Here is a 19,105-nt window from a genome sequence, read left to right as displayed (position 1 = left end):
GGGGAGGTGCCGGGGATGCCGGAGCTGTCGCAGGAGACCGAGCGGGGGAGGGCTGTGGCGCCCTTCGGACTGGCCGAGGTGACGGGCCCGTCCATGGTGCCCACCCTGCGTCACGGGGATCAGCTGCTGGTGCGGTACGGAGGCGTGGTCAGGCCCGGTGACGTGGTGGTCCTGCGTCATCCCTTCCAGCAGGACCTGCTGGTGGTCAAGCGGGCGGCGGAGCGGCGGGACGGCGGCTGGTGGGTGCTCGGGGACAACCCGTACGCGGGCGGGGACAGCACCGACTACGGGGTGGTGCCCGAGGAACTGATCCTCGGCAAGGCGTGGTTCCGGTTCCGGCCGGTGCGGGCCGGTCAGCGTTCGCCGTTCGCGCTGCTGCGCTGGGCGCTCTCCGCGGTGAGGCCGCTGCCGGCGGACCGGTCGGCGTCCAGGCGCTTGCGGGCGCGGTAGGCGGCCACGTTGGCGCGGGTGGCGCAGCGGTCCGAGCAGTAGCGCCGGGAGCGGTTGGTGGAGGTGTCCAGGTAGGCGTTGCGGCACGGGGAGGCCTGGCACAGGCCGAGGCGGTCGACGCCGTGCTCGGTGAGGTGGAAGGCGAGGCCCATCGCCGCGATGGCCGCGTAACCGGCGGTGGCGTTGGAGGGGTGGTCGGCCAGGTGCATGTGCCAGAGGGGGCGGCCGTCGTCGTCGCGGAAGTCGTGTCCGGAGATCTGTGGGCTGACCGGGAACTCCAGCAGGAGTGAGTTCAGCAGGTCCACGGCCAGCGTCTCGTCGCCCTTGTCGGCGGCCTCGAAGACCGAGCGCAGCCGTGCCCGGACCGAGCGGAAGCGGGTGACGTCGGCGTCGGTGGCGCGGCGGGCGGCCGACGCGTTGACGCCGAAGAGGTCACGGACGGCCTCGACCGAGGTCAGGGAGTCCTTGCCCCGCGCCGGTTCCTCGCTGTTGACGAGACGGACGGCGTAATCCGAGTAATAGGCCAGTTCCACTTGTAGTCCTTACGGGGGCGCGTTATCGTCGTGTCAGCGGTCGGGTAACAGCCGGTCGTGCTTCCAGGGTATTACGCGAACCGAGGGGAGACGGGTTCCATGACCACGAGTACCGGAACCGACTGGGCGGCCTGGCAGGAGAGCTGGGACCGGCAGCAGGAGTGGTACATGCCGGACCGCGAAGAACGCTTCCGGGTCATGCTCGACATGGTCGAGGCACTCGTCGGCACAGCGCCACGCGTGCTCGACCTCGCGTGCGGCACCGGCAGCATCACCTCCCGGCTGCTCCGGCGCTTCCCCGAGGCCACCAGCACCGGCGTCGACCTCGACCCGGCGCTGCTCGCCATCGCGCACGGCACCTTCGAGGGCGACGACCGCGTCCACCTCGTCTCCGCCGACCTCAAGGACCCCGACTGGCCGGCGAAACTGCCGTACGACTCCTACGACGCCGTGCTGACCGCCACGGCCCTGCACTGGCTGCACAGCGAACCCCTCGCCACCCTCTACGGTCAGGTCGCGGAGCTGGTGCGCGACGGCGGTGTCTTCATGAACGCGGACCACATGATCGACGAGAGCACGCCGCGGATCAACGCGGCGGAGCGCGCGCAGCGCCACGCCCGCATGGATCAGGCCAAGCGGGAGGGCGTCCTGGACTGGGCCGAGTGGTGGCAGCTGGCGGCGAAGGACCCGGCCCTCGCCGAGCCGACCGCCCGCCGCTTCGCGATCTACGGCGAACACGCGGACGGTGACACACCGTCGGCGGCGTGGCACGTGCGCACTCTGCGGGCCCGGGGCTTCGGCGAGGCGCGGCCGGTGTGGTCCTCGCCGTCGGACACCCTGGTGCTGGCGGTGAAGTGAGCCGGCCATGACGGACAGGGGCGGTACGGGAATCCCCGTACCGCCCCTGTCCCGTGTACCGGGTGAAGGTCAGAGCACCTTGGACAGGAACGACTGCGTCCGCTCGTGCTGCGGGTTGGTCAGAACGTCCCTCGGGTGACCGGACTCGACGACCACACCGTCGTCCATGAAGACCAGGCTGTCGCCCACCTCCCGGGCGAAGCCCATCTCGTGGGTGACGACGACCATGGTCATGCCGGACTCGGCGAGGTCGCGCATGACGTCGAGGACGTCACCCACCAGCTCCGGGTCCAGGGCCGAGGTCGGCTCGTCGAACAGCATCAGCTTCGGGTCCATCGCCAGGGCCCGGGCGATCGCCACGCGCTGCTGCTGGCCGCCGGAGAGCTGGGAGGGATAGTGCCCCGCCCGGTCGGCCAGACCCACGCGCTCCAGCAGCTGCATGGCGCGCCCCTTGGCCTCGGACCGGTTCACGCCCCGCACCTGCACCGGCGCCTCCATGACGTTCTCCAGGGCCGTCATGTGCGGGAACAGGTTGAAGCGCTGGAAGACCATGCCGATGTCACGGCGCTTCGTGGCGACCTCGCGGTCACGCAGCTCGTAGAGCTTGTCGCCCTGCTGCCGGTAGCCGACCAGCTCGCCGTCGACGTACAGCCGCCCGGCGTTGATCTTCTCCAGGTGGTTGATGCAGCGCAGGAAGGTCGACTTGCCCGAGCCGGAGGGGCCGATGAGGCAGAACACCTCGCCCGGCTTCACCTCCAGGTCGATGCCCTTCAGCACCTCGACGTGGCCGAAGGACTTGTGCACGCCCTGCGCCCTGACCATCGGGACGGTCCCCGCGGCCGGGGTGTCCTGCGTCTTGCTCAGCTTGTCGGTCATGCCATGCCTCCCTTGGGCCGGCCCAGGGAGAACATGCTGGTCCTGATCTTCTGCCACGGGGTCGGCGGCAGCTGGCGGCTGGAGCCGCGGGCGTAGTAGCGCTCGATGTAGTACTGGCCCACGCTCAGGATCGAGGTCATCACCAGGTACCAGGCCGCGGCGAGGAAGTACATCTCCACCGGGGCACCGGAGTTCTGGCCGATGTCCTGGGCGTAGCGGAACAGCTCCGGATACTGGACCACCGACACCAGCGAGGTGGTCTTCAGCATGTTGATGACCTCGTTGCCGGTCGGCGGCACGATCACCCGCATCGCCTGCGGGATGATGATCCGGCGCAGGGTCCTGCCGTGGCTCATGCCCAGCGCGTGGGCGGCCTCGGTCTGGCCCTCGTCCACGGCGAGCAGGCCGGCGCGGCAGATCTCCGCCATGTACGCGGCCTCGTTCAGGCCGAGGCCGAGCAGCGCGGTCAGGAGAGGGGTCATGAAGTCCGACCACTCGTCCTTGTACAGCGGACCGAGGTTGATGTACGTGAAGACCAGACCCAGGTTGAACCAGACGACGAGCTGGACCAGGACCGGGGTGCCCCGGAAGAACCAGATGTAGAACCAGGCGATCGACGACGTCACCGGGTTCTTCGACAGCCGCATCACCGCGAGCACGATGCCGCCGACGATGCCGATCACCATCGACAGGACCGTCAGCAGGAGGGTCTTGCCGACACCGGTCATGATCCGGTCGTCGAAGAAGTAGTCCGGTACCGCGCCCCAGTTGATCTTGCCCTGGCCGAACGCGTAGATGATCGCGACGAGCAGCGCGATCGCGATGACGGCGGAGACGTACCGCCCGTAGTGCCGGACCGGGATGGCCTTGATGGCCTCGGCGCCGGCGGCGGGCGCGCCGTCCGGCTCCGCCGTCTTGTGGATGTCAGTCACGGATGATGCCTCTCAGTGGCCGCTTCTGCCGGTCGCGGGTCACTTGCCGCCGTTGATGGCGGACTCCTTGACGGCGCCGTCCTGGGCGCCCCACTTCTCGAGGATCTTCTTGTACTCGCCGTTCTTGATGATCGCGTTCATCGCGGCCTGGAGCGCGTCCCTCAGCTGGGCGTCGTCCTTGGCGACCGCGATGCCGTACGGGGCCGCCTCCACCTGGTCGCCGACGATCTGGAAGTCCTTGCCGCCGCCGGAGGTCTTCACCGCGTACGCCGCCACCGGGAAGTCGGAGGAGGCCGCGTCCACACCGCCCGAGCGCAGCCGGGTCTGGGACTGCTGGTCGTCGTCGAACGCCTCGATCGCGAGCTTCTTGCCGCCCGGACACTTCTTGGCCTCCTGCTTGGCCAGGTCCTCCGAGACGGTGCCGCGCTCGACGGCGACCTTCTTGCCGCACAGGTCCGACCAGTTCGTGATGCCCTGGGTGTCGCCCTTGCGGGTGTAGATGGAGACGCCGGCGGTCAGGTAGTCGACGAAGTCGACGCCTTCGCCGACCTTCTTGCCCGTGTCGGGGTCGATGCCCTGCTGGCGGTTCTTGTTGTCCGTCATCGCCGACATCGCGATGTCGTTGCGGCCGGAGCGAAGACCGGTGAGCAGGGCGTCGAAGGTGCCGTTCTCGAACTCGAACGTCACCCCGAGCTGCTTGCCCATGGCCGCCGCGAGGTCCGGGTCCAGGCCGACGACCTTGCCGGAGGAGTCCTTGAACTCCACCGGGGCGTACGCGATGTCCGAACCGACCTTGATCTTGCCCTTGCTCCGGATGGCCTGGGGGAGCTTGTCGGCGAGCGGGGCGGTGCTGGTGGACGCGCTGCCGGAGTTCTTGTCCTTGTCCTGGGTCTGGTCACCGCAGCCGGTGAGCAGCAGGGTGCCTGCGACCGCGATCGCACCGACCGCGGCCAGACGGGAGCGCGCGGCGGTGGTACGACGGGTGGAGCTTGCGGTCATCGTGGTTCCTCCGGCGGATGGGAAGAGTTGCCGATGGGTCGACGGAAACACACACCTTCGGGTGTCGCGACCTCGTGGGTTTACGGCATCTTGCCATTCGGACTACGCCATTCAGAGGACTCGCTATGTCAAAATCGGATAACGGGTGAACCCCGAACCGCATCAGGTCGGTACATCCTTGGTCCCTGGCCGCCGAACCATCTGCGGGAATCAAGCGCTCCGGCCGGAAAATCTTCGGCGTGTCTCAGAATGTGATCAGCCGGACTCGCGCGCTCCCACGCCGTCGCGGCCCCTCCGCCGTGTCCCGCCTTCGGCCGCCCTCCACCTCCGGGTGTGACCTTGAACCTATTGGACTCGTCGCGGGCGCCGTCCGTCCGGTAAGAAGGTTCTTTACACCCCTCATCCGGGGCTCAGGGCGCGTGTGCGGCGCGCCCGTCGCGTATGGCCTCGCACGTATCAGCAAACGGGCCGTACGCGGTGCCCGCCCACCCCTCACCAGGAGTGGTCGACCCTCAAACCATGCATACCTAAGGGGTAAGACAAAGTGGCAGCGGAGATCGTCAATCCTCGCAGCGACAGCAATACGGACCAGGACGGCGGGGCCGAGCCCCTCGATTCCTTCGATCCGGTGTTCGCGCTGCACCGCGGCGGCAAGATGGCCGTGCAGGCCACCGTGCCGGTCCGCGACAAGGACGACCTGTCCCTCGCGTACACACCCGGCGTCGCGCGCGTGTGCACCGCGATCGCGGAGCAGCCGGAGCTGGTCAACGACTACACGTGGAAGTCGTCGGTGGTCGCCGTCGTGACCGACGGTACGGCCGTGCTCGGACTCGGGGACATCGGTCCCCAGGCCTCCCTCCCCGTGATGGAGGGCAAGGCGATCCTGTTCAAGCAGTTCGGCGGGGTCGACGCGGTGCCGATCGCGCTCGACTGCACCGACGTCGACGACATCGTCGAGACCGTCGTGCGGCTGGCTCCCTCGTTCGGCGGAGTGAACCTCGAGGACATCTCGGCGCCCCGGTGCTTCGAGATCGAGCGCCGGCTCCAGGAGCGTCTGGACATCCCGGTCTTCCACGACGACCAGCACGGTACGGCCGTCGTGACGCTCGCCGCCCTGCGCAACGCGGCGCGGCTGAGCGGACGCGAGATCGGGCAGCTGCGGGCCGTCATCTCGGGCGCCGGCGCGGCCGGTGTCGCCATCGCCAAGATGCTGGTCGAGGCCGGCATCGGGGACGTGGCGGTGGCCGACCGCAAGGGCGTCGTGTCCGCCGGGCGGGAGGACCTGACCCCGGTCAAGCGCGAGCTGGCCGGATTCACGAACAAGGCCGGCCTCACCGGCACGCTGGAGGACGCCCTCGCGGGCGCGGACGTCTTCATCGGCGTCTCCGGCGGGACGGTGCCGGAGTCGGCCGTGGCCTCCATGGCCGAGGGCGCCTTCGTGTTCGCGATGGCCAACCCGAACCCCGAGGTGCACCCGGACGTCGCGCACAAGTACGCGGCGGTCGTCGCCACCGGGCGCTCGGACTTCCCGAACCAGATCAACAACGTGCTGGCCTTCCCCGGGATCTTCGCGGGCGCGCTGCAGGTGCGGGCCACGCGGATCACGGAGGGCATGAAGATCGCCGCGGCGGAGGCGCTGGCCGCGGTGGTCGGTGACGACCTCGCCGCCGACTACGTCATCCCCTCGCCGTTCGACGAGCGGGTCGCTCCCGCGGTGACCGCGGCGGTCGCGGCCGCCGCCCGCGCCGCGGGTGTCGCCCGCCGCTGACGTCACGCCGGAACGGCCCCGTCCGCTCGGACGGGGCCGTTTCGCTGCCCGTCCCCCCGCCTGACCGGGTGACGGCGGGATGTCCGGGGCGCTGTCGCCGGACTGCGCCGCACGAGTGCCGCGGCGCAAGAGGGCATGTGTCACAGGGCGCCGAGGTTCCGTCGACCGCGTCGCGCACCTATCGTCGGCAGCATGTTCGCTGTCTACGCCGCCCGAATCGACCGCGACCAGCCGCTCACCGGCCTTGAGTTGGGGGAGCGTCCGGCTCCCGAGGCCCGTCCCGGCTGGAGCACCATCACCGTGCGGGCCGCTTCCCTCAACCACCACGACCTCTGGTCCCTGCGGGGCGTCGGCCTGCCGGAGGACCGGCTGCCGATGATCCTCGGCTGCGACGCCGCCGGCATCGACGCGGACGGCAACGAGGTCGTCCTGCACTCCGTCATCGGCCAGACCGGCCACGGCGTCGGCCCCCGCGAGCCGCGCTCCATCCTCACCGAGCGCTACCAGGGCACCTTCGCCGAACAGGTCGCCGTACCGACCTGGAACGTGCTGCCGAAGCCGGCGGGGCTGTCCTTCGCGGAGGCCGCCTGTCTGCCGACGGCCTGGCTGACCGCGTACCGGATGCTGTTCACGAACGCCGGGGTGCGGCCGGGCGACTCGGTCCTCGTGCAGGGCGCGGGCGGCGGTGTCGCCACGGCCGCGATCATCCTCGGCAAGGCGGCCGGGCTGCGTGTCTTCGCCACCAGCCGGGACGAGGCGAAGCGGAAGCGGGCCATGGAGCTCGGGGCGGTGGAGGCCGTGGAGCCCGGGGCGCGGCTGCCGCAGCGGGTGGACGCCGTCATCGAGACCGTGGGTGCCGCGACCTGGTCCCACTCGGTGAAGTCCCTGCGGCCCGGCGGCACCCTCGTCATCTCCGGTGCCACCAGCGGGGACCGGCCCTCGCACGCCGAACTGACCCGGATCTTCTTCCTCGAACTGAAGGTGGTCGGCTCCACGATGGGCACCAAGGACGAGCTGGAGGACCTGCTGTCCTTCTGCGCCGAGGCCGGCGTACGGCCCGTCATCGACGAGGAACTGCCGCTGGACCGGGCCCGCGAGGGCTTCGAGCGGCTGGCCTCCGGCGAGCAGTTCGGGAAGATCGTGCTCACCAACCACTGAGAGACGACGGGACGTTCGGTAAAGAGGCGGGTCCGGGAGCCGGGCCCGCCTCTCGCGCACCCCCCTTGTCAATGATGGTTGACAAGGGGGGTGTGTCAACCTACATTGACAGCATGAGTGAGGCAACCGATCTCGCCGAGCGTGCCGGCGACCGCGATCCGCGGGTCGGCCTGCGGGCCGTGGCGGCACTGCGCCGGCTGCTGGAGCAGCTGGAGGCGGTGCAGGTGCGCAGCGCGCGCAATCAGGGCTGGTCGTGGCAGGAGATCGCCGCGGAGCTCGGTGTCAGCAGGCAGGCCGTGCACAAGAAGTACGGGAGGCGTTGATGTTCGAGCGGTTCACGAAGGACGCCCGGAGGGTGGTCGAGGGGGCGTGTGCCCATGCGCGGGAGGCCGGGGCGCGGACCGTCGACGCCGAGCACCTGCTGCTCGCGCTCCTCGACGGCGAAGGCAGCCGGGCGTCCTTCGCGCTGTCCGCCCTCGGCCTCGCGGAGCGCCGGGAGGTGGTGCGCGGAGCCCTGCGGGAGGCGAGGCGGCAGGCCGGCCTCACCCGCGCCGAGGCGGACGCGCTGGCGGGGCTGGGCATCGACGTCGCGGAGATCGTGGCGCGGGTGGAGGAGGTGCACGGCGTCGGAGCGATGTCCGGTGACCGGGGGGACCGGCGGTGGTGGGCCGGGCGTCGGCCTGCCTTCAGCCGGGGGGCGAAGGAGGTGCTGGAGCGGGCGCTGCGGGTTGCTCTCGCCCGGCATGACCGGCACATCGGGGGTGAGCATCTGCTGCTGGCGCTCACCGTGTTGCCGGGAGTGGCGGGGGAGGTGCTGGCCGACCAGGGGGTGACCTTCGAGGCGGTGTCGAGGGTCTGCCCGCCCCTCCGTGCCGCCGGGTCGGCGGGAAGGTGAGCCGTCGGGGCTCCGCCGCGGGCCCTGGGTGCCTGCCTGCCCGTCGGTTGTCCGTTCCGGTTGGGGAGTGAGCCGTCGGGGCTCCGTCTCGGACTCCGGGTGCCTGCCCGCCCGTCGGCCGTGCGTTCCGGTTGGTGGGCGAGCGGCCGGGGCTTCGCCTGGGGCACCGGGTGCCTGCCCGCCCCTCGGTCGGCCGTTCCGGTCGGATGGAGGGTGGGTGGGTTGTCCGGGCGGCTCGGTCGGGGGCTGTGTCAGCGGGTCGGGGTGTGGAGCAGCGCCGCGATGCGGGCCGCCGCTGTGGACAGGTGGTGGCGGGCCTCGCGGAGCTGGGCCGGGGTGACGCCGTGGTCGCGGGCCGCGTCGCGGATGTCGTCGCGGAAGCGGTCCAGGAGACGGTCCAGATCGCGGGCCGGGTCCGCGGTGGAGTCCTCGTGGGCCCAGGCGGGTTCGTACTCGGCGGGGAAGTCCTCCGGGGCGGGCGTGTGGTGCGGTTCAGCGGCGGGGGCCGACTTCGGCGTTCCTTCGGTGGGGCGGCCGGAACCCCGGTCCCTGCCGGACTCCTTGCCGTAGTCCTTCCCGAACTCTCCGAACTCCTTGGCCAGCTCGGTCAGGCCCTCGCGGACGCCCGTCGGCCAGTCACCGCGTGTGAAGTGGTCCTGGACCCGGTCCTGCACCCGGCGGGCGATGCGCTGCATCTCCTCCTGGGCCCGCGTCTGCGCCTCCTGCGCCTGGCGCCGGGCCCGCTGGGCCTCCTCGCGGGCCCGGCGGCTCTCGTCCTTGGCGCGCCGTGCCTGCTCCTTCCACTCCTGCTTGACCCGGCGCATCTCCTCCTTGGCGGCCTTCCACGCCTCCTTCTCGCCCGTCTCGCCGTACTCCCCGTAGGGCGGCTCTCCCCGGCGGGCCTCCGTCGCGGCGGCACGCATCTCGCGGCGCAGGTCGCCGGCCGCACCGCGCACGTCAGCCCTTATCTCGGCGGCCAGCTCCGCCACCGACTCGCGGATCTCCAGCTCCAGGTCGGCCAGCTCGCCGCTGCGGCCGGCCAGTTCGGCGCGGCCCGCGTCGGTGATGGCGTACACCTTGCGGCCGCCCTCGGTGGTGTGCCGGACCAGACCCTCCGCCTCCAGCTTGGCCAGGCGGGGGTAGACCGTGCCCGCCGAGGGCGCGTAGAGACCCTGGAAGCGTTCCTCCAGGAGCCTGATCACCTCGTAGCCGTGGCGCGGGGCCTCGTCGAGCAGCTTGAGCAGGTACAGGCGGAGGCGGCCGTGGGCGAAGACGGGGGCCATGTCAGAGCACCTTCTTGTCGGTCGTGCCGTCGGCCGGGGCGCCGCCGACGCCGGCGTCCTGGCCGGAGACGGAATTGTCCCCCGGCGCGGCCGGGGAGCGGTCGGCCGGGCGGGGCGCGGTGCCGGTGCCGGCGGCCCGGGGGCGCCCGCTTTTCCCAGGGGCGCTCTCCTCTTCCTCCCGGGGCGGGCGGCGCAGCAGCGCGATCGAGCCGGAGACCGTGCTGGCCCGGAGCCTGCCCGTGCCCGCGCCCAGGCGGCCGGTGATCTTGTGGGCGCCCCACTGACCGTGCACCCGCAGTCCGTCGAAGGCGTTGGAGATCGTGCCGCTCGCGGTGTTCGCCTCCACCTCGGCGTCCGCCGGGTGCGGCAGGCGGATGGCGATCTCGCCGGAGACGCTGGTGAGGCCGACCTCCGTCGGACCGTCCGGGTCCAGGTCGACGATCATGGAGCCGCTGACGGTGTCGGCGCGTACGGCGGGGCCGGAACCCTCGACGACCGTCAGGTCTCCCGAGACCGACTGGAACCTCAGGTCGCCGGTGACCGCCTGGGCCTCCAGGTTCCCGGAGACGGTGTCCGCGCGCACCGGACCGGAGACGCCGACCAGGGTGGTGTCGCCGGTCACCCCCTTGATCACCGCGGCTCCGCGGATGCCGGAGACGACCGCGCCCGCGCCGACCACCCCCACCTCCACCCGGGTGTCGGCGGGAACCGCCAGGGAGACGACGGCGCTGCGCCGCCAGCCCTTGCGGTCGAGCCACTTGAGGAAGCCCTTCCAGGGCAGGTCCTCGTACGCCACGGTGAGGGTGCCGCCGCTCTCGCTGACCAGCAGGGGTGGCCCTTCGAGTTCCGACACCTCCAGACGGGCGCGGCCCTCGTCCGTGCCCACGACGTTCACCGTGCCGTTGACGATGCGGACGTGGAGGTCGCGCACGGGGGTGTCGAAGGTCAGTTTCTGGGGTTCGGCGACGGACCACTCGGACATGGGGCCTCCTCGGCCGGACATTCGCGACGCGCCATATCGCGTCTCTCGCCAAACACGATATATCGCGGAGGCGGGAAGTCAAGGCCGGGTGGTGCCACCGGCCCCGGGCCGTGCGGCGGCTCCCGGACCGTGCGGGGCTCCCGGGCCGTCGTCCCGGCCGGGGCCGCATAGGCTGGTGGGAGTTAATTCCCGGCTGGACGTGAACGCAGGAGACGCACCCCTATGTACTTCACCGACCGCGGTATCGAGGAGTTGGAGAAGCGGCGCGGCGAGGAAGAGGTCACCTTCGAGTGGCTTGCCGAGCAGTTGCGCACGTTCGTGGATCTCAACCCGGACTTCGAAGTGCCCGTGGAGCGGCTCGCCACCTGGCTCGCGCGGCTCGACGACGAGGACGACGAGTAACCGAGTGGGCGGCCACGAGAGGGCGACGCGCGCCAGGACGGCCGACGGGCCGGGGGTCCGGTGATGCACCTGTTCCCGGTGATGCGGCCGTTCCCGGTGATGCGGCCGTTCCCGGTGATGCGGCCGTTTCCGTTGACGCGGCCGTTTCCGCCCCCTCAGGGGCGATCATCGGCCGTATCGTTCACCGGCTCTCGTCTTCCCCTCCCCCTCTTCGGCCCCGGGAGTTAGCCTTCTCCTCCCATCGGCGAACGGGGGTGCGTCATGGCCGGAGGAGTCGAACGTGTGCGCCTGGACGACGGAACCGTCGTCTGGGCCAGGATCGGCGCGGCCGACGAGGAGGCGCTGGACGAGGGCGGCTACTGGGACACCGGACTCGGCGGCCGGGTCATCGACATGGCGGAGGGGCTGGCCGGCACGGTCGGTGGCGTCGTGCGCTCCCTGCGCGCCGGACTGGACACACCGGCACCCGTCGAAGTCTCCGTCAGCTTCGGGATCGAACTGACGGCGCAGGCGGGCAAGATCGTGAGCGCCATCGCGGAGGGCGGCGGCACGTCCTCCCTCACCGTCTCCCTGACCTGGACCGAGCCGGCCACGGCGGCGGACGGCGCGGATCGGGCGGCGCGGGGCGGTGGTGTCGTACCGCCGCGGCCCCCGGCTCCCGGCGCCGTATGAGCGCCTTCGACGAGATGGTGCGCCCCTCTCTCGCACGCATCGGCGCACCGGGTGACGGGTATGCAACGGACCGTGACTCGTACTGGGGGTCGGGGTTCTTCGTGGCCCCGGGCTGGCTGTTGACCTGCGCCCACGTCGTGGGGAAGGGGGGAGCCGCGGTGTGCCGAGGGGAGAGCGCGCTGAGCGTGACCTGGCAGGAGCGCACCGCCGTCGGCGCCTGGGAGCCGCGCACCGGCACCGGGACGGCCGTCGTCGTGGTGCCCCGGCCGGAGGGCGCGGGACCGGCGCGTGACCCGTGGCCCTTTCCCGACCTCGCGCTCGTCCGGGTCGCCGGCGCCGACGAGGTCCGCTGCCTGTGGCTCGGCGACCGGGAAGCGGGCCCCCGCACCCCCCTCGGCCTCTACGGCTGGTCGGTGCAGACCGGCGAGCTGGGCATCCGGCACGGCACCGGTGAACTCGCCGGATCCGACGCGCGGGCCCTGCTGCTCGCCGGCAGCCTGCCGATCGGCGGACTGTCCGGCGGCCCGGTGCTCGACCTGCGGCACGGATCCGTCATCGGCGTGATCAAAGGGCGCCGACGGGAGGAGGGCGTCGCCGTCCCGGTCACCGCGCTGTACGAACTGCTGGACTCGCGCGAGGCCGGCCGCGTGGTGCGCGAGGTGCTGCGCGCCCACGACCTGCACCACGCGAGCCTCCTCGGCACCGCGTCGCCGTACCCGGACTGGACCGCCTTCCACACCGCCCTGCCCGGGCACGTGACGTCCGTCTCCGGAATCACCGCCGAGCTGCGCACGCGCCTGTACGGCCATCTCGCGCACCTGCCGCCGCCGGCCGGCGCCGGAGAGGTCGTCCACCTCGTGGAGGACGTGAAGGAGCAGGTGCGCGGCGAACGCCTGCGCTCGCTGGTGCTGCGCAACGTGCGGACGTGGCGCGAGGGCGCCGGCCTGCTCCACGGTCTGCGCACGCTGGAGCCGGACGGCGGCGGAACGCTGGTCGACCTGGACGCCGTGCTGCTGTACGCGGCCCGGGTGGCCCGCAGGACCGACCGGGAACACGCCGGGGAGGTGGACGCGCGGCGGCTGCGGGCGTTCACCGAGTGGATCGCCGCGCAGGCCGCCGGGCACAGCCACTGGGCCGTCGGCGAGGCGATCCGCGCGCTGCTGGAGGGGACCGGCGGGGCGCAGCGGGCCGACGGCGCGCCCCCGCCCCCCGGCGGCCGTCCCGCCGGGGGGCTGTCCGACGGCCGGTCCGCCGGGGCGCAGGCGCCGGACGGGACGCCGATGGCCATCCCGGACGCCCGGCAGCCCTTCGTCGGCGAGATGGCGCACGCGGTCGAACACAGTGGGGCGCAGGCGCCGGACGGGACGCCGATGGTGAGCGGGGCGCCGGTGGCGAACGGGCCGCAGGTGCCGCACGGGGCGTCGATGGTGAGCGGGGCGGCGGTGCCGGACGAGGCCGGCGTCCTGCCCCAGGACGGGGCGGCCGGAGTGCCGTCGCCGGCCGAGGCCCCCGACGCGCTGTCCGCGGCCGGCTCCGCCGAAGCGCTGTCCGCGGCCGGCTCCGCCGAAGCGCCGCCCCCGGCCGGCTCCGCCGAAGCGCCGCCCCCGGCCGGCTCCGCCGAAGCGCCGCCCCCGGCCGGGTGCGCCGGTACGCCGTCGTCCACCGGTACGCCGCCGCTCACCGCCGTGCCCGTACCGGCGCCGCCCGCCCCGGCGCCCGTCGGACCCGCCGCGCCCCCCGCGCCCACCGGGACCGGGACTGCCGGGACCCCCGCAGTCGCCGTGGAACCGCCCCCCTGGTCCACCGCCGACCCCAGCCGCGCGGCACGGCCGGCCGGCGTCCCCTTCTCCGGCACCCGCACCGACGTCCTCGTCAAGGTCGCCCCGGCCACCTACGGCCGGCACCCGTGGAGCGTGCAGCTGATCTACGACGGGCAGGACGTCACCCCGGTCGCCGGCGACGACCGAGGCGCACGGGCCGAGGAGCTGGCGGCCGTGCTGCGCGAGCCGCTGGCCCGTGCGCTGAGCCAGGGGGACCACGGGGAGCACCTCGCCGCGATCGAGGTCTTCCTGCCCCGCAAGCTGTTCGATCTCCCGGTGGACGACTGGCAGTTGCTGCCCGGCGCACCCGACGACGGCTGGGGTGGCGACGGCGGTGGCGGCGCCGGAGACGACGAGGACGACGAGGACGACGACTTCGTGGACGAGCGGGCCCTGCCGCTCGGGATGCGGCGGACCGTCGTCGTCCGGGACGTCCGGCGCAACGGCCTGCCGCCCTCCCCGGAGTGGCGCCGACGCTGGAAGGCCGTCCTGCGCGGACCGCTGGCGCACGGGACGCTGGACGGGCGGTCCCCGGCCGGGTCTCATCCGCCGGGTGCCCCGGCCGGGGGCAAGTACCCGTACTACGGCGCCCTGTCGGCGCTGAGTGACGCGTCCGTCCCCGTCCACTGCGGTCCCGTCGGCAGCGGCCAGGGATACGCGGCGATGCGGGACGCGCTGCGCTCCGGGCACTCGGTGGTGCTGTGGCGCCGCGACCGGCATGATCACGAGGAGTGCGGGGACTTCCAGCAGCAGGCCGCCGCGCTGCTGGGGCTCGCCGGGCACGCCGACGGGCTGCACGGCCCGGTCCGCGACCTGCGCATCCGGCTGGCCGACCCCGACACCGCCCGGGCGCACGGTCTGCGCGGGAAGATCGCCGTACTGTTCGACCCGCCGGACCGGCCGCCGTACGGGACCGAGAGCATGCGGCCGCCGCCGCTGGCCACGCCCGGCGGCTGACCCGCCGGTGTCCCGCCCTGCGGGCGGACGCGGGGTCAACTCGATGGAGCCGTACGGATGTTCGCGGACGGCGGCGGGGGGCACCGGGCGCCGCGAACCTCGGCGGACGCGGGCGGCGGACGGTAGCCTTCTACGTCGGACGGCCGGGCCCGCTGCATGATCACCAAAGCCGGGAGGAGCCCAAGGTGAACGACTGGCGGATCTACCGCGGTGTGGGTCAGCCGCACGACGGCATGCGACGGTTGCCGGCGCCGCCGCCCTGGCGCGACTTCGCCGCCTCCCGGGAGGGCGCCGGGAGCGGCCCGGAGGATCCGAGCAGCGCCCGCCGGCTCGGCGTACGCCGCCGTCTGGTCGAGAACTACGCGCCCCGGCCGGCCGAGGTGGACGCGGTCAACGCCGCCCTCTATCTGCGCCGGCCCCTGCTGGTGACCGGCAACCCGGGAACGGGCAAGTCGACGCTCGCGTACGCCGTCGCCCATGAACTCGGCCTGGGCAGGGTGCTGCGCTGGCCCATCGTCAGCCGCACCGCCCTGCAGGACGGGCTGTACCGGTACGACGCCATAGCCCGGCTCCAGGACGTCCAGCTGGAGCGGGCCCGCGGTGCCGACAGCGGTGCCGCCGCCTCCGGAATCGGCTCCTACATCCGGCTCGGACCGCTCGGCACCGCGCTCCTGCCCGCCGAGCGGCCCCGCGTGCTGCTCATCGACGAGCTGGACAAGAGCGATCTCGACCTGCCCAACGACCTGTTGAACACCCTGGAGGAGGGCGAGTTCTCGATCCCCGAGCTGGAGCGGCTGGCGGACCGGGAACCCGTCGTCGAGGTCCTCACGCACGACGGCGACCGGGTCGCCGTGCACGGCGGGCGCATCGCGTGCACCGCGTTCCCGGTGATCGTGCTGACCTCCAACGGCGAACGCGACTTTCCCGCCCCGCTGTTGCGCCGCTGCGTGCAACTGGAACTGGACCCGCCCGGTGAGGAGCAGCTCACCGCCATGGTCGAGGCGCACCTCGGCGCGGACGGCGCCGACGCCGGCGCCGACCTCATCCGCCGGTTCCTGGAGCGCGAACCCGGTGAGGTGCTCGCCGCCGATCAGCTCCTCAACGCCCTGTTCCTCACCCAGCACGATCCGCACGCGCAGGGCCTCACCCGGGAGCGGATCGCCGAGATGCTGATGCAACCGCTCGACCGCACGAGGTGAGAGGCGGATGCCGGGGATGCGTCTGGACGAGCTGATCGGCAAGCTGCGCCAGGGTGGTCTCCAGCCGACCGCCGAGGACGTGGCGGACGCGCTGTGGCTGGCCCGGCGGTTCGGCACGGCTGCGCCCGGCGACGACCCCGGCACAGGCGATCCCGCAGGGGGGCCGGACAGCGCGTCCGGCGCCGAGGCGCAGGCCCCACCGCAGACCCCACCGCAGACCCCACCGCCCGGAGCCGGTCCGCCGGCCGGCCCGGACGCCCCGCCGACGCCCCCCACGGACACCCCCGCCCCCGCCGTCCCGCTGCACACCACGGGCCCCGCCTCCCACGGACGGTCCGGCGACGCCCCCGTGGCCTTCCCGGTCCGCGCCCCCTCCGCCGGCGCCCTGCCCGGACTGCTCGGCCTGCAGAAGGCACTGCGTGCCCTCGGCCGTTACCGCACGGCCTCCGTACGCGGCCGGGACGAGCGGATCGACGAGGCGGCCACCGCCGACCGGGCCGCCGCCAGCGGCATCCTGCTCCCCGTCACCCGGCCCGGCCGCCGCCGGCGCTGCGACGTCCAGCTGCTCATGGACACCGGCCCCGCCATGGCCGTCTGGGGCGAGATGGTCGAGGAACTGCGCCAGGCCTGCCAGCAGTCCGGCGCCTTCGCCTCCGTCCGCGTCCACCACCTGTACGCCGACGACTCCGGCACCCCCCTCGTCGGTACGACCGCCGGTCCCGGCCGGCGCACCCGGCTGCGCCCCGCCGACGAGCTGCACGACCCGAGCGGGCGCCGGCTCACCTTCGTCATCAGCGACTGCGTCGGTCCGCTGTGGCAGGACGGCACCGCGCAGCGCCTGCTGCACGGCTGGCCGCGCACCGCCCCGCTGGCCGTGATCCAGCCGCTGCCGCCCCGCCTGTGGGGCCGTACCGCACTGCCCGCCGAGCCCGGACTCCTGGTCCGCACCGGGGAGACCGGCGGGCGTCTCGACTTCCTGCCCGAGGACGAGCCCTGGGAGGAGATCCCGCCCGGCGCCCGGCCCGTGCCCGTCCTCCAGCCCACCCCGGAGGCGTTCGAGACGTTCGCCCGGCTGCTCGCGGGCACCGGACCGACCCGTGAGCACGCCTGGGCCGGCTTCGCCCACCCCGGTACGGCACCCGCGGAACCGGCCCCCGCCTCGCCGCAGCGCAGCGACGACGACCGGCTGCGCGCCTTCCGCGCCGGCGCCTCGTCCGGCGCCCTCCGGCTGGCCGTCTACCTCGCCGCCGCGCCCCTCACCCTGCCCGTGATGCAGCTGGTCCAGCGGGCCATGCTGCCCGACACCGGACCGATGGAACTGGCCGAGGTGCTGCTCGGCGGCCTGCTGCGGCAGCTGCCCGGCACCGGGGACCAGCCCTGCTTCGCCTACTCGCCCCGGATGCAGGACCTGTTGCTGTCCTCGCTCGACCAGGACACCGCCGGTCTCGTCCTCAAGCACTGCTCGGCCTATGTGGAACGGCACTTCGGCAAGGGCACCCGCAACTTCGCCGCCCTCGCCGCGGCCCGGCTCGCCGACCACGACCCCACTGCCGGCACCGGGCGGCTCGCCGGGGAGGGCGGGGGACGGGAGGGCGGCAGCGTGGAGGCCGAACTGTTCGCCCGCATCCCCGCGCGCGTGCTGCGGTTCTACCTGCCGGACCTGGTCACGCCCGACCCGCTGACCGAGGCCGAACGGCTGCTCGCCCGGTGGCGGCAGCTGGCCGACCCGGAGATGCTGCGCCGGGCCCGGGAACAGGCCCGCGCCGCCACGGCGAGCACCGGCACCGCGCCGGACGCCGCCCCCGGCACCGCGACCCGGGCCCGCCTGGTCCTCGGCCGCGTGCTGCGCGCGGAGGCGGGCACGGCGGGCGCGCGCACGGAGGGCCGGCGGGCCGCGCTGCTGCGGGAGGCCGCGGCCGAACTCGCCACCGCGTACGCCACGGCCCCCGCCGACGGCCGGGAGCGGGCCGAGGCCGCCCTGGAACTCGCCTCCTGCCGACGCGAGCTGTGGCGCCTGACGGCGGAGACGGACCAGCTGACGGAGGCCCTCCGCGCCCTGGACGCCGACGCCCCGCCCTGGCCCCGGATCACCTCCGCGTCCCGCAGCCGGCCGGGCGCCCCCGCGGACGTCGCGGTGGCACGGGCCGAGCGCCCGGGCGGCCCGAACGGGGGCGACTCCGACGGGGACGTCGTGGACGCGTCGCCCCTCGACGGCGACGGCCGGGAAGGCGGCGTCGCGGCGGGGGCGCCCTGGGAGGTGGTCGCCCATCGGGAGCGGCTGCTGCTGCGCGGGCGGATCCTGCTAGATCTGCGGCACCCCGGAGCCGCCGTACCCGAACTGCGCGAGGCGTGCGCGCTGTTGGCGCGGGAGCGGGCCTGCGACACCGTGCGCGGGCCCGCACTGCTCGATCTCGCACGGGCGCTGCGCGCGGCCGGCGCCGAGGACGCGGAGACCCGGCAGGCCCTGCACGAAGCCCGGCGCGCCGCCGGCGACGACCCGGCCCTGCTGCTGCCGACCCTGGCCGCCCTCGCCGCGTTCCACGCCGCGGCCGGGGAACCCGGGGAGGCCGACGCGGCCTATGAGCGTGCCGCGCTGCTCGCCCCCGCCGACGGCCCCCTGCGCGTCCAGCTCCTCACCGCCTGGGGCGAGTCGCTGCTCAGGCGGGCCTCGGCGGGCGACGGCGCCGGCGTGGTGGACCGGGCCGAGTACGTGCTGCGCGAGGCGCTGAAGTCGCTGCCCGCCCGGTCCGCGCACCGCGGCCGGCTGCAGGGCCTGGTCGGCAGCGCGCTCGCCCAGCGCTTCCGCCATCTCGGCTTCCTGCCCGACCTGTTCGAGAGCCGGCACCTGCTCGGCCAGGCGGTACGCGCGGCGACCGACGCGGCCGTACGGGCGGAGGCCTGGCTCCAGCTGGGCCGGGTGCGGCTGGAGGGCTGGTACCACGCGGGCGCGCCGGTGCTGATGGAGGCGCTGCAGGCGTACGAGAACGCCGAGCGGGAGGCGGCGGCGGCCCACGGCGGCGACCCCGGCTCGGTGACGGCCGCCCGGGCCCGGCACGGGTGCGGGGCGGTGCTGGCGCTGATGGGACGGCCCGGGGCGGCCGGCGGTGCGTTCCGGGCGGCGCGGGAACAGTGGCAGCGGCTCGTCGGGGCGCTGCGCCAGGTCGACTGGGCCGATGTCGAGCTGACCCGGCGGGCGGAGCGGCAACCGCCGCCCGTGGACGCCCGGTCGTTGCCGCGGGAGGCGTGGCGGGAAACGGCTCCGCCGTGGTGGCCGTGGTCCCAGGACTGGGTCGACACGGGCGAACTTGACCGGAGTTGAGC

General features: G+C 73.6%; 17 protein-coding genes. 11 read left to right on the top strand and 6 right to left on the bottom strand.

Annotated elements, in window-relative coordinates:
* Nucleotides 1-15 precede the first annotated feature (15 nt).
* Complete coding sequence (gene sodX / locus AB0B40_RS06740; protein WP_345059759.1) at nt 16-450, top strand: nickel-type superoxide dismutase maturation protease; 435 nt, start codon at nt 16-18, stop codon at nt 448-450.
* Here the strand turns inward: sodX and AB0B40_RS06735 are convergent.
* Nucleotides 354-983 (bottom strand): CGNR zinc finger domain-containing protein, encoded by a 630-nt coding sequence (locus AB0B40_RS06735; protein WP_345059639.1) that lies wholly within the window; start codon nt 981-983, stop codon nt 354-356. The two genes, sodX and AB0B40_RS06735, sit on opposite strands and share 97 nt — an antisense overlap.
* 99 nt (nt 984-1,082) lie before the next feature.
* Here AB0B40_RS06735 and AB0B40_RS06730 point away from each other — a divergent pair, with 99 nt between their 5' ends.
* The gene (locus AB0B40_RS06730; protein WP_362263327.1) at nt 1,083-1,841 is read left to right on the top strand and encodes a class I SAM-dependent methyltransferase; all 759 of its coding nucleotides are present in this window, start codon (nt 1,083-1,085) and stop codon (nt 1,839-1,841) included.
* 69 nt (nt 1,842-1,910) lie between these two features.
* Here AB0B40_RS06730 and AB0B40_RS06725 read toward each other — a convergent pair whose 3' ends face one another.
* Genes AB0B40_RS06725 through AB0B40_RS06715 form a run of 3 tightly spaced genes read right to left on the bottom strand, consistent with a single transcriptional unit; the run spans nt 1,911 to nt 4,648 of the window.
* A complete protein-coding gene (locus tag AB0B40_RS06725; RefSeq protein ID WP_345059635.1) occupies nt 1,911-2,717 on the bottom strand; it encodes an amino acid ABC transporter ATP-binding protein in 807 nt (268 codons plus the stop codon).
* Nucleotides 2,714-3,649 (bottom strand): amino acid ABC transporter permease, encoded by a 936-nt coding sequence (locus AB0B40_RS06720; RefSeq protein ID WP_345059633.1) that lies wholly within the window; start codon nt 3,647-3,649, stop codon nt 2,714-2,716. Before AB0B40_RS06720 ends, AB0B40_RS06725 begins: the two co-directional genes overlap by 4 nt.
* A gap of 39 nt (nt 3,650-3,688) precedes the next feature.
* A complete protein-coding gene (locus AB0B40_RS06715; RefSeq protein ID WP_362263325.1) occupies nt 3,689-4,648 on the bottom strand; it encodes an ABC transporter substrate-binding protein in 960 nt (319 codons plus the stop codon).
* A 544-nt stretch (nt 4,649-5,192) separates the two neighbouring features.
* On the opposite strand from AB0B40_RS06715, the gene AB0B40_RS06710 reads away from it, so the two are divergent.
* The 4 genes from AB0B40_RS06710 (at nt 5,193) to AB0B40_RS06695 (ending at nt 8,469) form a co-directional block, all read left to right on the top strand.
* Nucleotides 5,193-6,416, top strand: a complete 1,224-nt coding sequence (locus tag AB0B40_RS06710; protein WP_345059629.1) for an NADP-dependent malic enzyme — start codon at nt 5,193-5,195, stop codon at nt 6,414-6,416.
* A gap of 192 nt (nt 6,417-6,608) precedes the next feature.
* Nucleotides 6,609-7,574 carry a zinc-binding dehydrogenase gene (locus AB0B40_RS06705; RefSeq protein WP_345059627.1) on the top strand — a complete coding sequence of 322 codons (966 nt, stop codon included), beginning with the start codon at nt 6,609-6,611 and terminating at the stop codon, nt 7,572-7,574.
* A 113-nt stretch (nt 7,575-7,687) separates the two neighbouring features.
* Nucleotides 7,688-7,897 (top strand): HTH domain-containing protein, encoded by a 210-nt coding sequence (locus AB0B40_RS06700; protein WP_030339104.1) that lies wholly within the window; start codon nt 7,688-7,690, stop codon nt 7,895-7,897.
* Nucleotides 7,897-8,469 (top strand): Clp protease N-terminal domain-containing protein, encoded by a 573-nt coding sequence (locus tag AB0B40_RS06695; protein ID WP_345059625.1) that lies wholly within the window; start codon nt 7,897-7,899, stop codon nt 8,467-8,469. The genes AB0B40_RS06700 and AB0B40_RS06695 overlap by 1 nt, the downstream gene beginning before the upstream one ends.
* A gap of 251 nt (nt 8,470-8,720) precedes the next feature.
* On the opposite strand, the gene AB0B40_RS06690 is transcribed toward AB0B40_RS06695, so the two are convergent.
* Both AB0B40_RS06690 and AB0B40_RS06685 read right to left on the bottom strand, forming a co-directional pair.
* Nucleotides 8,721-9,752 (bottom strand): helix-turn-helix transcriptional regulator, encoded by a 1,032-nt coding sequence (locus tag AB0B40_RS06690; protein ID WP_345059623.1) that lies wholly within the window; start codon nt 9,750-9,752, stop codon nt 8,721-8,723.
* A 1-nt stretch (nt 9,753) separates the two neighbouring features.
* Nucleotides 9,754-10,734, bottom strand: coding sequence for a DUF4097 family beta strand repeat-containing protein (locus AB0B40_RS06685; protein ID WP_345059621.1), 981 nt, complete (start codon nt 10,732-10,734; stop codon nt 9,754-9,756).
* A gap of 222 nt (nt 10,735-10,956) precedes the next feature.
* On the opposite strand from AB0B40_RS06685, the gene AB0B40_RS06680 reads away from it, so the two are divergent.
* From AB0B40_RS06680 to AB0B40_RS06660, 5 genes are all read left to right on the top strand, one after another.
* A complete protein-coding gene (locus tag AB0B40_RS06680; protein ID WP_003992906.1) occupies nt 10,957-11,136 on the top strand; it encodes a DUF6104 family protein in 180 nt (59 codons plus the stop codon).
* 282 nt (nt 11,137-11,418) lie between these two features.
* Nucleotides 11,419-11,808, top strand: a complete 390-nt coding sequence (locus AB0B40_RS06675) for a CU044_2847 family protein (RefSeq protein WP_362263320.1) — start codon at nt 11,419-11,421, stop codon at nt 11,806-11,808.
* Nucleotides 11,805-14,585, top strand: coding sequence for a trypsin-like peptidase domain-containing protein (locus AB0B40_RS06670; RefSeq protein ID WP_362263317.1), 2,781 nt, complete (start codon nt 11,805-11,807; stop codon nt 14,583-14,585). The genes AB0B40_RS06675 and AB0B40_RS06670 overlap by 4 nt, the downstream gene beginning before the upstream one ends.
* A gap of 185 nt (nt 14,586-14,770) precedes the next feature.
* The gene (locus AB0B40_RS06665; protein WP_345053015.1) at nt 14,771-15,784 is read left to right on the top strand and encodes a MoxR family ATPase; all 1,014 of its coding nucleotides are present in this window, start codon (nt 14,771-14,773) and stop codon (nt 15,782-15,784) included.
* Nucleotides 15,785-15,791: 7 nt separating this feature from the next.
* Nucleotides 15,792-19,103, top strand: a complete 3,312-nt coding sequence (locus AB0B40_RS06660; RefSeq protein ID WP_362263314.1) for an SAV_2336 N-terminal domain-related protein — start codon at nt 15,792-15,794, stop codon at nt 19,101-19,103.
* The last annotated feature ends 2 nt before the right edge of the window (nt 19,104-19,105 follow it).

The organism is Streptomyces sp. NPDC042638 (assembly GCF_040647235.1).
Classification (GTDB): Bacteria; Actinomycetota; Actinomycetes; order Streptomycetales; family Streptomycetaceae; genus Streptomyces; species Streptomyces rameus.
The sequence above is the reverse complement of the archived record's forward strand: the minus strand, read 5'-3'. Positions and strand labels throughout refer to the sequence as shown.